The sequence below is a fragment of the Bacillus sp. IBL03825 genome (assembly GCF_024712505.1).
GTDB lineage: Bacteria > Bacillota > Bacilli > Bacillales > Bacillaceae_G > Bacillus_A > Bacillus_A wiedmannii.
Window position 1 is genome coordinate 3,468,181 of sequence record NZ_JAMXKE010000001.1, and the last position, 14,905, is coordinate 3,483,085.

Here is a 14,905-nt window from a genome sequence, read left to right on the forward strand (position 1 = left end):
TTTCACTTAACATGCATCCATTCTATTCTATATCTTTTAATTTTCAAATATTTTATAATATTATCTATCTGTTATTCACCCAAGTCAACTAGATTCCTTTTTCTCATATTCAGTTTTTGGCTACTCTTTATTGTATTTCTTTCTTGCAAAATTTCCACCTTACAATCGTATACAACCTACTATAATTTCAACATCTTATGTAACATTTGTTACATATCATAAAGAACGGAGTTGTAAACATGAAAAATACTGATAGACGCAATCGTTTAGATGACATGATGTTTCATTACAGTGTAACAAAAAATAACATAGTTTTAATTGAATATTACGGAAAACAGATTTAGGTGTTAAAAGGACATGATGCTGAAAAATTTTTAAACAAAATAAATCATGCACATAACGATACAGAAAAACAACTCATTATGGCTAAAGTTACAGGAAATTTCAAAAGAGGTAATGAACGTCATTGAAAACGAATCTCATTTATATTTTGATTATACAACATATAAAAAAAGAAATGTCGCTCATTCGACATTTCTTTAGACTTTCTTCATAAAAAATTTACATTGCTAACTTTCTTTTATTTTTTGCTTTTACTATATAAACTCACTGCCGAAATACTTAGTAATACCACTATACACAACCACGCACACGTATACCCTTTCTCATCGACAATATAACCAAATAAAACAGGTGCAACAATAATAGCAATTTGATTTAATGTCAGCGCCAAACTAACTGTTATTCCAACACATTCTTCACTTGCCAATTCAGCAACTTCGACGATAAAAAGACTAAACCAACCAATTGAAAAGAAACCTAACAATACACTTACACCATACAATACTCCACTCGTTACTGTATGTATGCTCATTACTAACAATAGAATCAAACCGATAGAAGCACAGACAGCTATAAATAATGGAGTGCTCCGATTTCCCTTATAAAACACATCACTAATAGCTGCTAATGCAACACGACCAATCATTCCAGAAAAGAACATCACTGAAAATACGGTTCCAGCTACAATAGATGTGATAGATTGTTCCTTTACTAAAAATTTCATAAAGTGCCCAACTAACACCATTTGCAATGAAATCATGCAAATACCCGTTATATAAATTAGATACAACTCTTTTTTGCATATCACTACTTTTAGCTGCGTCCAAAAAGAAATTTTAATATGTTCTTTCCTTACTTCCTCCTGAACATATGGCTCTTTATAAAACATAAAAAATAATAAACCTCCAATTATACAAATGCATGCAATACTATTTATTGCGTAAGTCACATTATATTGTATTGTAAGAAAAGGGATTAATACTCCTGCTAAAGCACCACCAATCGGTATACCCGCTTGCCTTATTCCCATCGCTAATCCACGATTTTCTTTTGAGAACCATTTTAAAATCACTTTACTTCCTCCTGGCTGGGAAACACTATAAAACATCCCTACTAATAAAAGTACAAATAACAGTCCATTAAATCCATTTACTATATTAGTTAGTAAAAGCGAACCTCCTAGCAAAAATGAACTTATAGAAATTAATAATTTTTCATTATATTGATCAAGTAGCCGACCGACAAACAGCATACAAAATAGCGGTCCAATATTTACAACACTTACTAACAATCCACTCTCCGTATTCGTAAGTCCATATTCTTCTTTCCAAAATAACGCCAAAACTCCAACACCATACGTTATAAGTGTCGCTGTTGTTTGAGCAATCGTCGCAACAATTAACATCATCCACTTATAATTTCTATTCATCCTTTCTTCGATTAACAAAATAATCCCTCCATCCACTTCCATTGTATGAAAGTACTGATATCATATAAAATAAAGATTCATTATATAATCCATCAAAAAAAATGATACCTTTTCGGAGGGATACTACGTGGACATAAAAGATTTAACTGTATTTTACGAAGTTGCGAAGGAAAGTAATATTTCTCACGCAGCTAAAAATTTGAACTATGTACAATCAGGCGTAACAATGCGTATGAAACAACTAGAAAATGAATTAGGTGTGCCTTTATTTTACCGTAACGGAAAAGGTGTAACTTTAACTTCTAACGGTGAAATTTTATTAACATACGCTAAACAAATTATCCACTTAATGAATCAATCTATAAAAGCGGTTCAAAGTAATGGAACTGAGCCAAAGGGCACGTTGAAAATTGGATGTACAGAATCTACAACTGCGGTAAGGCTTCCCTCTATATTAACGGCCTACTATGAGAAACACCCAAAAGTCGAATTGATTTTAGAAACAAATACGACCGAACAACTAATTAGGCTAGTGTTAGAAAGAAAACTAGACGGAGCGTTTATAGCTGGCTCTACTCAGCACGCTGAACTTCATACAAGTGTATTTCGTGAAGAAGAATTAGTTCTCATTAGTAAAAAACCTTTCCCCTCTCTTAAAGACATAGAAGATATGAATTTACTCGCTTTTAGTCACGGTTGCTATTATAGAAGTTTATTAGAAGACTGGCTTCAAGAAGTAGGAATCTCACCTAAACGAGTATTAGAGTTTGGAACAATTGAAGCGATACTCGCATGTGTAAAATCAAATATGGGCGTAGCAATTATGATGAAATCTATTTTAAATGATCATGCACATAACTTATCATTCAATCCTTTACCAAATAGATTCAAAAAAGTTCCTACTACTTTTATTATTAGAAAAGATCTATATTACTCAGCTGCATTACAAAAATTTATGGAGATGATTCACAATGCGTGAAAAGAAAATACGTGGGATGAAGCGTAAAACAAATACGATGATAAAGCGAATTGAAGAACATACAAAAACGTTCCCTTCTGCTTTCTATGACGATGAATATTGGTATATGCTATTACCAGTTTCTCAAGCTTTTATCAATTCATGTAAAACACCTAGCAAAGTAAAACGATTGTGTATACAAACCTTATTAAATCAAGCACAGCATTTAATAAAAATAAAACCGAGCGATACACATACATATCGAGTTGTTGTTTTAATTTCTATAGAAAATTTATGGAGATCGCAAATTATCGTATTTAAAAACGATGACTACTTTCAAAATTTTTTCAATAGAAATAATGAATTTCAAAAATGGATTCCTCTTTCAAATGAGTCTGATTTTTGGAAGACATGGGGAATTTCAATTTGTCCTACTGTCCAAACATTGCACTTTGAAGAAGTCATTTATGATGAGGATGCAATCGATGAAAAAGAGATTTGGTTTGTTGGAGAATTATCTTAAAAGGGGTACTTTCAAATGAAAAACTTCCCTTTTTCCACTTAATAAAATCGCTATATAATGAATTTATCATTTTACTATATAGGAGGTTTTCACATGGTAATCCCTAAATATCCTGATGTCCCTACTCTTACGAAAAAACAAATCTACCAAATTACAGAAATCACTTTTCTAAAAGAAATAACACCACAAAAATGTGATGCCATTTTCGTTTTCGGCGGTTCTCATTCTGGCAATTGGCAAACTCCACTAAAAGCTTATCAACAAGGTTTAGGAAAGCAAATTATCGTTACAGGTGGTACTAGTTTGCATGGCATGAAGCATCCGAGCTGGAATTACGGGGAATTGTCAGAAGCAGAAGTAATTGTAAATAAATTAATTGAACAAGGCGTACCAAAAGACGCTATCCTATTCGAGACAAACTCCCTCCATTCTATCGCTAATGTAATTGAAGCGAAAAAGGTTTTTGATTTCACAAAGATTAATCGATTACTCTTTGTATGTAAAAGTTTAGGAGCTGGTCGGCAATATAGAGTATTAAAAAAACATCTACCTAATACTGTTACTTGTATTCCATTTACATTTGATACAAGTTTCGATGGTGAGTTTATAATTAATAGATATAATTGGATGGAAAATGAAAAGAGTCGCTCTATGATTTTTGGAGAATACTTGAGAAATGTTTGCTACGGTAGAAAAGGCGGTATTGAGCTACCTGAAAAAGAGGTTCAAGGTTTAGAGGAATATGTATCCTACTACTATAATCTAGCATAATAGAAAAAGGTATACCCAAAACGTCGGTATACCTTTTATGCTATCTTACTTATTTTTCTTTTAACACACTATGTAATCGATCAGGGTAATTTGTAAACATTCCTGTAGCACCCCATTTAATTAACAATCTCATATCTGGTTTCTCATTAATTGTATACGGGTGAATTAACAGTCCATTTTTCCTAGCCATTTTCATATATGACTCATCAATAATTAGTTCTCCGTTATCATTACGTAAGTTTGGTCCAATACCAACTGCATACTTTTTAATTTCTTGAAAATCATCATTCGTTACACTTTTCGGTTCATGTGTAATACTAGACCATTCAACAATCTCATTGTTTTCATTTGGATAATACCAAAGCAGTTGAACTAACGGAATATTTTTATTCATACTATGAATCTTTGTTAAACTATCTTTACTAAATGATTGAATCATAACACGGCTAGAAGACATGTTTTGACCTACTAAATTATATTTTTTTAATAAAGCTAATAATTTCTCTTCCATTCCTGGATACACATCTGGCGATTTTGTTTCAATGTAATACTTCATGCTTCTTCCGTACTTTTGGAAGATTTCTTCAAGAGTCGGAACTTTTTGACCAACATACTCTTGCTTAGCCTTTTCTGGATAAGCTTTATTGAACCAAGATCCTGCATCTAAGTTCTTTATTTCACTTAATGTTTTATCTCGTACTTCACCTGTTCCATTTGTAGTACGATCAACTGCTGTATCATGCATTGCAATCAACTGGCCGTCCTTAGTTAACTGAATATCTAATTCCAAATAATCCGCTTTCATTTTTTTCACTAGATCATAAGAAGCAAAAGTATGCTCAGGTGCATGTCCACTTGCTCCGCGATGTGCAATGTTTAAAAATTTATTCGTATTCCATTCATGCTTCCCTTCTGATTTCGCATGAACAGCTCCCCCAGCAAAAATACTTCCCATCGTAAAGAAAATAACTAACACGCTAATAATTTTTCTCATCCTTCTAACCCTTCCTACGTTGTAAATTTCAACAAGTTAATGAGATTTACACGAAATAGAAGATATACTTTCATTATTTTTATAAGCTTATATTAAAATTCCAATCTTACAAATACAATTCCCCTATGTTATTACTATACTATTTATTTTCCATATTCCTCCTATTCACATGTAACTCCTTATTGATTACAGTTCATCAATAAAAAAAGCCATAATTTATTTAGAGAACACTTCTGTATCCCTAAATAAATTTATGGCTTATCTCAAATATCTCCGGCCTCGATTAACTTGTCGAAATTAATCATACCAAACCTATTAATATTTGTGAATATTATTTTTCCAGTAAAATGAAGCATATAAAACAATACTTCCGTAGTTACTTAAAAATCACATAATAAATTACTCATTACCTCCTCCAGCATTACAGCTGGATTTACCACTGCTTTTTCCGAACGCCAACCTATAAAGCCATCTGGTCTAATTAGTACAACTCCTTCATTCTCTATCCCATATAATTCACGAAAAACATTTTCTTGAGCAATAAAGTCTCCACTTACCCCTACTCGATACATTTTAATAATTATTCCTAATTTAAATGAAACATCAAATACAGCTTCAACCCAAGAACTATTTTCTACTTCAGTAAGTAATACAAAATTGTTACCGAATAAGTCTAATATAGAAACCTTCTCCCCTTCATACATTCCAAAAAAATGAGGTGCTCGCGTTCCAGGTCTTCCGTTCAAATCTATGATATCCATTCTATGTGGAGTAGCTGGGTCATCTATTATTACTTTTGAACAATACTGATACCCGACAGTTACAGCTAAACCATCCATATTATTCAAACTACCTTCTTCTCTATTCGCAGCACGGAACAATAAACTACTCGCATACTCCGTCGTTAATTTTGCAACAGTGTATCTCTCTTCATGATATGTTTCCAACAATTTCTGTTTTGCTTTCCCTTTAATAACAGCCGCTAATTTCCAAGCTAAGTTATGCGCATCTTGTATGCCTGTATTTGAACCAAATCCTCCTGTTGGTGGCATAATATGTGCAGAATCGCCAACTAAAAAAATGCGATTATCTTGAAATTTTGTAGCAGTACTTTCAGTCGCTTCCCACGGTAAAACACTTACTATTTCTGACTCGACATTTGTGTTGCCAATTGCTGTGTGAATAATTTGTTTACAACGCTCTATAGTGAAATCCTCTGGTCGCTCTCCTTTTAATGGATCGTAGGATACATGGTAAATCCATTTTCTTTCGTTATCAACTGGAATAAGCGCACCAAGAACTTCCGGATGAAGTACCATAGAAAAACCAAATGCATCTCCTTGTATAAACTCATTTAAATCCGCTTCAAAATAAATATTCATATAATAGCCACCGATTGTACCTCGTCCCTCGGTACTTATCCCTAGCTGCTCACGTATTTTACTTTTTGCCCCATCCGCTGCAATTACATAGTCACAATGAATAATACTTTCTTCTTCCGTTTCACGATTCCGAATCGTTGCTATTACTCCGTGCTCATTTTGTTCATAAGAAACTAATTCATGATAAAAAGATAATTCTCCGCCTAATGTTCTCGCTTCTTGTAACATCATCTCTTCTAAAATAATTTGATAACAAGCCGTTTGTTTTGATGGACTAATCTCTTCTATTTTTTGAAGTAACTTCTCATCGTTTCCATACTGATTCGCCCTCATTTGTGCCAATTCTTCACTATTCACCTCAGCTATTGTATGAACTGCTATTCTTCCTCGGCAATTTTCTAACGCTTTACCCGCCAATCTAATTCTTTGTTCTAAACCTAATTCTCGAAATAACTCCATCGTACGAAAAGTGATTCCACCTGCTTTTGGATGAATTGCAGTAGACGGGTGCCTTTCAACCAGTAAATAATCCACGTTATGTTTTGCAAGGAATAGCGCAGATGCTAATCCTGATAATCCTCCTCCAACAATTAAAACTGGTACGTAATTCGATTTCATAAATTTACCCTCCATATCATTGTTCTGAGCTCAGTGACATAAATATAATCAAAAAAACAACAAAGATATAGACTTATATTTCATTTTAAATTATCATATAGATAGATTACGCCCCAAATTACTTTTACTTTTTCATATATCAATAATCTGCTTGCATTATGCATGTATGAAAGAGTAAAACGAAACAACTCACTTTAGTAAACACCAAAATAATAAAAACATTATAAGCGGTCGTAACCCTGTAAAGTTATAAGGGGTTACGACCGCTTATTTTTTAAAAATCCTTACCCTCTATCATTTATAAACAACGTATTATTAAATCATTTTTTATTTTTAAAACTTCATCCATTTTAATATGCTATTCTTTTCTATCCCCTACCATTTTCAACACATAAAATTTCATTCGTCTCGATTTTCTTTCCCAATATTGCAGCTCATACAACAATCATGTAGCATTACCGTATCGATGTAATGGTTCATCATCTTAAACCTTTCGACTAATTACCAGGAGGTACAGTGATTGAAATGAATAAACAAGAACAATTAAATGTTATAAAAAAGGATTTTATTGATTCTCAAAAAGTATTATTGGCAATTGGCGATGAAACACGTCAAGCTATTTTGTTAGTTCTCATGGAAACGGAATGTCAAACCGGATTACGTGTAGGAGAAATTACGAAACAAACACACCTTTCTCGACCAGCGGTATCACATCACCTTAGAATTTTACGAGAAGCCGATATTATTTTAATGCGAAAAGAAGGTACAAAAAATTTTTATTATATTGATATACGTACAAAATTAGGTGTATTAAAAAATCTTGTACTGGATATTGAAAAGCTATTGCACGACTTTTATTGAAATGTGGAGGTATAAGAAATGAAAGCAATGATAATTGATAAGTATGGAAAAGTTCCTATGCGTATGGCAGAGGTACCTACTCCTGAAATAAATGAACATGAAGTGCTCGCAGAAATTCATGCAGCTAGTATTAACCCAATTGACTTTAAAATACGGGATGGAAAAGTAAAAATGTTACTTAAATATGAAATGCCCCTAATCCTTGGTAATGACTTTTCCGGTGTCATCGTAAAAGTTGGATCAAAAGTGACTCGTTTTAAAGTTGGTGATGAAATATATGCACGTCCAAGAAAAAATAAAATCGGTACTTTCGCGGAATATATAGCCATTCATGAAGATGATATAGCTTTAAAACCAAAGAATTTAAGTTTTGAGGAAGCGGCGTCGATTCCACTCGTTGGCTTAACATCATATCAAGCACTACATGACATCATGCACTTACAAAAAGGACAAAAAATATTAATTCACGCTGGATCTGGTGGTGTTGGTACTTTCGCAATTCAGTTAGCAAAAATAATGGGTGCCACTGTTACAACAACTGCTAGTGAAGCTGGTTCCGATTTAGTAAAGTCTCTTGGCGCAGATGAAATTATTAATTACAAAACAGAAAAATTTGAAGAAATACTAAAAGATTATGATGCAGTATTTGATACAATCGGCGGGACAACACTTGAAAAATCATTCAATATTATAAAAAGCGGCGGCAACATTGTTTCCGTTTCAGGAATGCCAAATGCTCGTTTCGGTAAAGAGTTTGGTTCAGGATTTTTTAAAACATTCTTATTTTCATTAGCAAGTAGAAAACTTACTGCACTTGAAAAGAATCATAATGCGCAATATTCATTTTTATTTATGAAGCCAAGCGGCGATCAATTACGCACTATCGCAAATTATATTGAGGCAGGAAAAATCAAACCAGTAATCGATCGAGTTTTCCCTTTTGAAGATGCTCAAAAAGCAATGGAATATTCAGAGGCTGGAAGAGCAAAAGGAAAAATAATCGTAAAAATTAAGTAATAATAAAAACTCCATTTTTTTAAAATGGAGTTTTTATATTTGCTGTTAAATAGACATAGGGCAATGAAGTCCTTACAATAGATTGCAAGGGGAAATATCATATTATACTTTTAGCTAACTTTACAAAGAATACATACGTACAAATACATAATAAAAAAATAAACAAGGAGGAGATAAAATGACTAAAAATAATGAAGCTGGTTGGAATTTAGATAATAGTTATAAGACTTTACCACAATCATTTTATACAGAAATACCCCCTACTCCAGTAAGTTCACCGGAGCTAGTTAAACTAAATCATTCACTAGCAATATCTCTTGGCTTTAATCCTGAAGAATTGAAAAAGGAAGCTGAAATTGCTATTTTCGCTGGTAATGCACTCCCAGAAGGAGCTCATCCATTAGCACAAGCGTATGCCGGTCATCAATTCGGACATTTTAATATGTTAGGCGACGGTCGTGCTCTTTTAATTGGCGAACAAATTACTCCTTCAGGTAAACGTTTTGACATTCAACTGAAAGGTTCTGGCCCTACTCCGTATTCACGACGCGGTGATGGTCGTGCTGCACTCGGTCCGATGCTACGTGAGTATATTATTAGTGAAGCAATGTATGCACTCGATATTCCAACTACTCGCAGTTTAGCAGTTGTTACAACTGGCGAACCAACATATCGTGAAACAAAGTTACCTGGAGCAATTTTAACTAGAGTCGCTAGCAGTCATATACGTGTCGGCACATTTCAATATGCTGCAGCTCGCGGTTCTATCGAGGATCTTCAATCACTAGCTGACTATACGATAAAAAGGCATTATCCAGAAATTGAGGCTCATGAAAACCGATATACTGCATTACTACAAGAAGTCGTAAAGAAACAAGCAAGTCTCATCGCTAAATGGCAACTTGTTGGATTTATCCATGGTGTAATGAATACTGACAATATAACGATTAGTGGAGAAACGATTGATTACGGCCCTTGTGCATTTATGGACAATTACGACCAAGGAACTGTATTTAGCTCTATTGATACACAAGGTCGCTACGCATATGGGAATCAGCCATATATGGCCGCATGGGACCTTGCGCGATTAGCAGAATCTTTAATACCTATTCTGCACGAAGATGAAGAAGAAGCATTAAAGATTGCTCAAGACGAAATTTCAAAATTTAGCGTACAATATGAAAACAATTGGTTCCTTGGAATGAAAAAGAAATTAGGACTATTTAGCAACGAGGAACAAGATCAATCACTTATTGAGCAACTTTTAAAAATGATGGAGAAACATAAAGCCGATTATACAAATACATTCCGTTCATTAACTCTTCATACGATCGAAAATACAGCTCTATTTGAAAGTCCTGAATTTAACGAATGGTACAAACTATGGCAATCTCGATTAGAAAAACAAGAAGAATCGAAAGAAAACGCCTACGAAATGATGAAAAATAATAACCCATCCATCATCCCAAGGAACCACCGCGTAGAAGCAGCACTAGAAGCAGCTGTCACAAATGGCGACTATAGCGTAATGGAAAAACTTCTTGAAGCTCTATCAAATCCTTATGCGTATACTACAGATCAAGAAGAATACTGCGTTCCACCTGTACCGACGAATCGTCCTTATCGTACTTTTTGTGGGACTTGATTGTGTAATATCTTTTAATGTGCTTTCAATTATTGAAGGCACATTTTTATTTTATTCACCATTCACGAATGAAGGAATTATACTCCAACTTATAATTTGTACCCCTAACAAAATATCTTTTCTATTTTAGAATAACTATTTCCTCTTTTCTTTATGAAATGAAACAAAACACAATACCAATTATTCCGATTACCCTAATAATAAACTTACTTAACAAATGTTGAGAAATAATATTTCCACTTTTAAGTAGTATCATTTCTGTTATTATATTTTATAAGAATATTCAAAAGAGGAGGAACTTTTATGTTTACATCCACTAAAAGTGAACAAATCACACAACTGTTAAATGAATGGTACATAGAAATACGATCTAGACATATAAATAATGCAACTCGCCTTAAAGAGCAAATAGATATTAAAATCAATGAATTAAAAACTACTTCTCAAGATATTGGACAAGATCAAAATCTTTTGCTTTATTATTCTTTATTAGACTTTCGTTATAACTATTTAATTGATAACTTAGGTGTATCTAAAGCAAGTTTTAATCAAGTTGAATCATTTGAAATCCCAACAAATAATTTCTTATCATATTACTACCATTTCTTTAAAGCAATTCATTCTGACGCAGTCGGAAACTATGTACTAGCAAAAGAGCATTATTATAAAGCCGAAGCTTTGCTTCAATATGTTCCCGATGAACTTGAAAAGGCGGAATTCTATTATAAACTAGGGTATTCTTACTACGATAATCAACAAGCACTTCAAGCTATCAAAGAAGTAACAAAAGCTAAAGATATGTTTTCTAATCAATCTGGATATGAACTGAATACGGCTTTTTGTGATAACATTTTAGGCCTAGCCTGCACATATTTAAAAGAATGGGAACTAGCCGAAGAGCACTTTACAGCTGCAATGGATCAATTCCAAAAAATCAGCGAAAAAAGATTTATTTTAATGGTTCGACACAACTTAGGATGGATGTATGCAACACAAAATCTCTCCGCTTTAGCTATTCGTTATCTTTCGGAAGTTGTTGAACAGTCTCCAACTCACTATAAAGCTATCTATGTTAAAGCAAAAGAACATTACAAAATAAATCAGCCTGATATCGCTCATGACCTTATTGAAAAAGGAATAAATATTTGTAATAAATTAGAACAAAAAGAATATCAACATCGTAATTTCATTTTAAGAGAAATGAACAATAATTCACCAGCTGAAGAGTTAGAAAAAGTAATTCTAGCAGGAATTTCTTATTTTAATAACGAAGAGCTATATGATAATGTTCAAGAGTATTATGAAACTCTAGCAACTAAATTTCATGAAGAAAATCAACACTCTAAAGCAAGTGAATATTTTTATTTAGCATTACAAGCAAGACAAAAATCTTTTGAGAAAGGAGCATTAAAATGAAAAAAATACTATTGAGTCTGATGGGAATTATCACTCTATTAACTTTAACAACTAATGTAGTAAGTGACAATTCATCTAAAAATTCTGACATACAAAGAGTTATGTTATCAGAAGGCGACGGTGGTGGTTGATTTTTATAAGCTTTTATGAAATACTTTTGCAATTCCCACTAAAAAAGAAGCTTATATAAACACAGCTTTCTTTTTAGTGGGAATTCATTTAATAACATTCAACTCTAAATGCTTTGACTAATATACTCACTACCTCATTATTAAACCCATATTTTTTTGATAAAATTAAAAGATTCTTTCATCGCCCCTCTTACTTATTACAAAAAACTTCTCATCAACTCCGCAATCCCCCTACTCCCCTCACTACCAACTTTCTCAAGTTCCTCCACAACTAAATTCCGTCTCTCTACAGAATGATTTTGACTTAACTTCGCTTTTCCTTCTATTTTATTTATCTTTATTTTAAAGCCCACTATACCTTTACTTAATCCTGCCATATAATTCGAATCTACCTCATTTAGCGAGTAGGTACTCTGTGGATCTTCATATTTATGTACTAAATCTTGAAGAGAATCTATTAATTCCTGTTCATCCTCAACAATTTCCAACTCTCCATATACATGCACTGTAACATAATTCCATGTTGGTACTGCATCGTTTGTTTCATACCATGAAGGCGATATGTAACTGTGTGGCCCTTGGAATATAGCTAGTACTTGTTGATTCCCACTATCATTCCACTGTTCATTCGGACGTGCGAAATGGCCATGTAAAGTTAGAGTCTCCCTATTTAATAACAACGGCAAATGCGTTGCATATGGTTCCCCGTTATGTTGAGAAAATAATGTCGCAAAGCTATTTTGTTCAATTATTTCGTACTTCATTTCTTCATCTTGTATTGCGAAATATTTTGGTATGTACATAAGCTCCCTCTTTTCCGGTCTTTTATTTCTCATTATATTTAAGTCTCGTAGCATTCAACAGGGCCAGTTTGTATTTGTTTTACAATGGCAGCTTTCAATTTAAAAAGAATAGGCCGCATGTACTCAATGCGACCTTAGTTTATTTCCTCCAGTATACTTGTAATAAATGCCGTCTTACCTTCACTATAACTGGATCGATTTTTTGATTCTCTTGCTAACTCTTTCTTTAAACATCCATATTCAACAGCAACATCGGCATGTTCACGAAGGTAATCCCGAAACGCTATATGTCTTCTTAACTCTTCGCTATTTTTGTCACACACATACAAATGATGTTCCATCCAAACTGTACTTTCCCCGTTCCATGGAACGAAAGCGTCCTTTCTGCCAAATACCTCTCTTCCTTCGAAGCTCCAGTCTGCTTGATGGTAATACCCTATCGTTTCAAGCCCTTTTACTACTTCAGGAAAAATTTCGTACTCTTCTATTACTATATCAATATCTAATATTGGTTTTGCTGCAAGTCCTTTAACAGATGTACTCCCAACATGTTCAATGGACAAAACAAGTTCTTTTATTACATTATTAATGAGCGATTGTAGTTTATAAAATTCACTTTCCCATAGGATATTATATTCTTCGATAGTTATTCTCTGTTTCAATGTATCTCTCTCCCCAAAACAATTTATAACCTTTGAATATGAGTATCTTTAAAACCCGTCTCATATTTCAATCCATATCCAAACATTCGATCCATCCCAATATGTGCTGTCCATATTAAGCCAATCATTATAACGGTATCTATCTTAAAATAGACACCTACGATAGCTATTAATATGGATATAATATATGTGTGACATATATTATAAATTTTAGCACCAACACGATTATTTATACCATACGCTAACATGGATACATCCGGCGCTAAAAGGAAAGCAAAAAATATAATCCAACTAAATTCATATATTGAATACGCATAAATTGTGGCTACGAAAACAACTATTCCTTCAAAATGTACAATACGTTTTTGCATTCTTTATCATTCCTATTTTTCTATATTTACCGATAAATTTTCATCACTGAAAGTATTCTTTGCATTTTTCGACCAGATGGTTGCTAAAATCGGTCCTGCAATGTTATGCCACACTGCTGCTAATACACTTGGAAGTGCGGCAGCTGGTCCAAAATGTGCTGTTGCCAGCGCAACACCTAGGCCTGAATTTTGCATTCCCACTTCTATTGAAATAGCTCTTCTTGTCCCTTCGTCTAGTCTAAGTACGAACGCTGTTACATATCCGAGTAAAAAACCAAATGCATTATGAAGCATCACTGCAATAAAGATAAGAAGGCCTGAAGAAATAATGCTACTTACATTCGCTGAAACAACTGCAGAAACTATAATGATAATTGCTACAACTGATATGAAAGGAATAACAGTCATTCCTTTCGTAACAGTTGTAGGGAAAAACTTCTTCACTACTAATCCTAAAATAATAGGTAGGATAATGACTTGTACTATAGAAAGAAACATAGACATAGCATTCACTGGCATCCATTGTCCTGCAAGTAATAATAAAATAAGAGGTGTAGCAATTGGTGCTAGTAACGTTGATAATGACGTCATTGCAATAGACAACGCTAAGTTCCCTTTTGCTAAATAAACCATAACATTTGATGCAGTGCCACCCGGTACTGAACCGAGTAACACTAATCCAGCTGCTAATTCGGCTGGCAGATTCATAACGTAGGCTAGTACGTATGCGACAAGTGGCATAATAATAAACTGAGCACATACACCGATAATAACTGGCAATGGTTTTGTAGCAATGATTTTAAAGTCAACAGCCTTTAATGTTAATCCCATCCCAAACATAACAACGCCAAGTAAAATTGTTATGTAACTAGTTAACCCGAGAAATGGTCCAGGAATGAAATATGCAATAGCTGCAATACAAATAACCCAAAATGCAAAATACTTTCCAGCTATAGTACTTATCGCTTCTAGTACTTTCACC

15 protein-coding genes and 1 pseudogene are annotated in these 14,905 nt (G+C 33.6%); 9 read left to right on the forward strand and 7 right to left on the reverse strand.

The window, feature by feature from the left end:
- Positions 1–239 precede the first annotated feature (239 nt).
- Positions 240–470: pseudogene (locus NHG49_RS17705) on the forward strand (hypothetical protein).
- A gap of 110 nt (positions 471–580) precedes the next feature.
- On the opposite strand, the gene NHG49_RS17710 reads toward NHG49_RS17705, so the two are convergent.
- The gene (locus NHG49_RS17710) at positions 581–1,813 is read right to left on the reverse strand and encodes an MFS transporter (protein ID WP_258126386.1); all 1,233 of its coding nucleotides are present in this window, start codon (positions 1,811–1,813) and stop codon (positions 581–583) included.
- Between the two features lie 85 nt (positions 1,814–1,898).
- Between NHG49_RS17710 and NHG49_RS17715 the strand changes: the two genes are divergently transcribed.
- The 3 genes from NHG49_RS17715 to NHG49_RS17725 all read left to right on the forward strand — a co-directional run bounded on the left by NHG49_RS17715 (position 1,899) and on the right by NHG49_RS17725 (position 4,023).
- Complete coding sequence (locus NHG49_RS17715; protein ID WP_258126387.1) at positions 1,899–2,750, forward strand: LysR family transcriptional regulator; 852 nt, start codon at positions 1,899–1,901, stop codon at positions 2,748–2,750.
- On the forward strand, positions 2,743–3,252 hold the full coding sequence (locus NHG49_RS17720) for a DUF3916 domain-containing protein (RefSeq protein ID WP_098112117.1): 510 nt from the start codon (positions 2,743–2,745) through the stop codon (positions 3,250–3,252). The genes NHG49_RS17715 and NHG49_RS17720 overlap by 8 nt, the downstream gene beginning before the upstream one ends.
- A 93-nt stretch (positions 3,253–3,345) precedes the next feature.
- A complete protein-coding gene (locus NHG49_RS17725; protein ID WP_258126388.1) occupies positions 3,346–4,023 on the forward strand; it encodes a YdcF family protein in 678 nt (225 codons plus the stop codon).
- Positions 4,024–4,072: 49 nt separating this feature from the next.
- Here the strand turns inward: NHG49_RS17725 and NHG49_RS17730 are convergent, their stop codons facing one another.
- Together NHG49_RS17730 and NHG49_RS17735 are read right to left on the reverse strand one after the other, a co-directional pair.
- Entirely contained in the window at positions 4,073–5,017 is a 945-nt protein-coding gene (locus tag NHG49_RS17730) for a glycerophosphodiester phosphodiesterase (RefSeq protein ID WP_222660070.1), read from the reverse strand.
- Between the two features lie 380 nt (positions 5,018–5,397).
- A complete protein-coding gene (locus NHG49_RS17735; protein ID WP_258126389.1) occupies positions 5,398–7,017 on the reverse strand; it encodes an FAD-dependent oxidoreductase in 1,620 nt (539 codons plus the stop codon).
- Positions 7,018–7,533: 516 nt separating this feature from the next.
- Here NHG49_RS17735 and NHG49_RS17740 point away from each other — a divergent pair.
- The 5 genes from NHG49_RS17740 (at position 7,534) to NHG49_RS17760 (ending at position 12,087) form a co-directional block, all read left to right on the forward strand.
- Positions 7,534–7,878: an ArsR/SmtB family transcription factor gene (locus tag NHG49_RS17740; RefSeq protein ID WP_064476909.1), complete on the forward strand. Its 345-nt coding sequence runs from the start codon at positions 7,534–7,536 to the stop codon at positions 7,876–7,878.
- Positions 7,879–7,896: 18 nt separating this feature from the next.
- Positions 7,897–8,895, forward strand: coding sequence for an NADP-dependent oxidoreductase (locus NHG49_RS17745; protein ID WP_064476910.1), 999 nt, complete (start codon positions 7,897–7,899; stop codon positions 8,893–8,895).
- Between the two features lie 178 nt (positions 8,896–9,073).
- Positions 9,074–10,540, forward strand: coding sequence for a protein adenylyltransferase SelO (locus NHG49_RS17750; protein ID WP_064476911.1), 1,467 nt, complete (start codon positions 9,074–9,076; stop codon positions 10,538–10,540).
- A gap of 303 nt (positions 10,541–10,843) precedes the next feature.
- Complete coding sequence (locus NHG49_RS17755) at positions 10,844–11,956, forward strand: Rap family tetratricopeptide repeat protein (protein ID WP_258126390.1); 1,113 nt, start codon at positions 10,844–10,846, stop codon at positions 11,954–11,956.
- A complete protein-coding gene (locus NHG49_RS17760) occupies positions 11,953–12,087 on the forward strand; it encodes a hypothetical protein (RefSeq protein ID WP_016086905.1) in 135 nt (44 codons plus the stop codon). Before NHG49_RS17755 ends, NHG49_RS17760 begins: the two co-directional genes overlap by 4 nt.
- A gap of 197 nt (positions 12,088–12,284) precedes the next feature.
- On the opposite strand, the gene NHG49_RS17765 is transcribed toward NHG49_RS17760, so the two are convergent.
- The 4 genes from NHG49_RS17765 to NHG49_RS17780 all read right to left on the reverse strand — a co-directional run bounded on the left by NHG49_RS17765 (position 12,285) and on the right by NHG49_RS17780 (position 14,904).
- Complete coding sequence (locus tag NHG49_RS17765) at positions 12,285–12,890, reverse strand: FMN-binding negative transcriptional regulator (RefSeq protein WP_258126392.1); 606 nt, start codon at positions 12,888–12,890, stop codon at positions 12,285–12,287.
- A 134-nt stretch (positions 12,891–13,024) separates the two neighbouring features.
- The gene (locus NHG49_RS17770) at positions 13,025–13,552 is read right to left on the reverse strand and encodes a GrpB family protein (RefSeq protein ID WP_064476915.1); all 528 of its coding nucleotides are present in this window, start codon (positions 13,550–13,552) and stop codon (positions 13,025–13,027) included.
- 23 nt (positions 13,553–13,575) lie between these two features.
- The gene (locus tag NHG49_RS17775) at positions 13,576–13,923 is read right to left on the reverse strand and encodes a DUF4260 domain-containing protein (protein WP_088047060.1); all 348 of its coding nucleotides are present in this window, start codon (positions 13,921–13,923) and stop codon (positions 13,576–13,578) included.
- 12 nt (positions 13,924–13,935) lie between these two features.
- Entirely contained in the window at positions 13,936–14,904 is a 969-nt protein-coding gene (locus NHG49_RS17780) for a bile acid:sodium symporter family protein (protein WP_088047059.1), read from the reverse strand.
- Between the last annotated feature and the right edge of the window lies 1 nt (position 14,905).

What these genes read in the sequence shown, in the direction of transcription:
- NHG49_RS17710 (WP_258126386.1), bottom strand. Translation starts at nt 1,813, where the DNA reads ATGGAAGTGGATGGAGGGATTATTTTGTTAATCGAAGAAAGGATGAAT.
- NHG49_RS17720 (WP_098112117.1), top strand. Translation starts at nt 2,743, where the DNA reads ATGCGTGAAAAGAAAATACGTGGGATGAAGCGTAAAACAAATACGATG.
- NHG49_RS17725 (WP_258126388.1), top strand. Translation starts at nt 3,346, where the DNA reads ATGGTAATCCCTAAATATCCTGATGTCCCTACTCTTACGAAAAAACAA.
- NHG49_RS17730 (WP_222660070.1), bottom strand. Translation starts at nt 5,017, where the DNA reads ATGAGAAAAATTATTAGCGTGTTAGTTATTTTCTTTACGATGGGAAGT.
- NHG49_RS17735 (WP_258126389.1), bottom strand. Translation starts at nt 7,017, where the DNA reads ATGAAATCGAATTACGTACCAGTTTTAATTGTTGGAGGAGGATTATCA.
- NHG49_RS17745 (WP_064476910.1), top strand. Translation starts at nt 7,897, where the DNA reads ATGAAAGCAATGATAATTGATAAGTATGGAAAAGTTCCTATGCGTATG.
- NHG49_RS17750 (WP_064476911.1), top strand. Translation starts at nt 9,074, where the DNA reads ATGACTAAAAATAATGAAGCTGGTTGGAATTTAGATAATAGTTATAAG.
- NHG49_RS17755 (WP_258126390.1), top strand. Translation starts at nt 10,844, where the DNA reads ATGTTTACATCCACTAAAAGTGAACAAATCACACAACTGTTAAATGAA.
- NHG49_RS17760 (WP_016086905.1), top strand. Translation starts at nt 11,953, where the DNA reads ATGAAAAAAATACTATTGAGTCTGATGGGAATTATCACTCTATTAACT.
- NHG49_RS17765 (WP_258126392.1), bottom strand. Translation starts at nt 12,890, where the DNA reads ATGTACATACCAAAATATTTCGCAATACAAGATGAAGAAATGAAGTAC.
- NHG49_RS17775 (WP_088047060.1), bottom strand. Translation starts at nt 13,923, where the DNA reads ATGCAAAAACGTATTGTACATTTTGAAGGAATAGTTGTTTTCGTAGCC.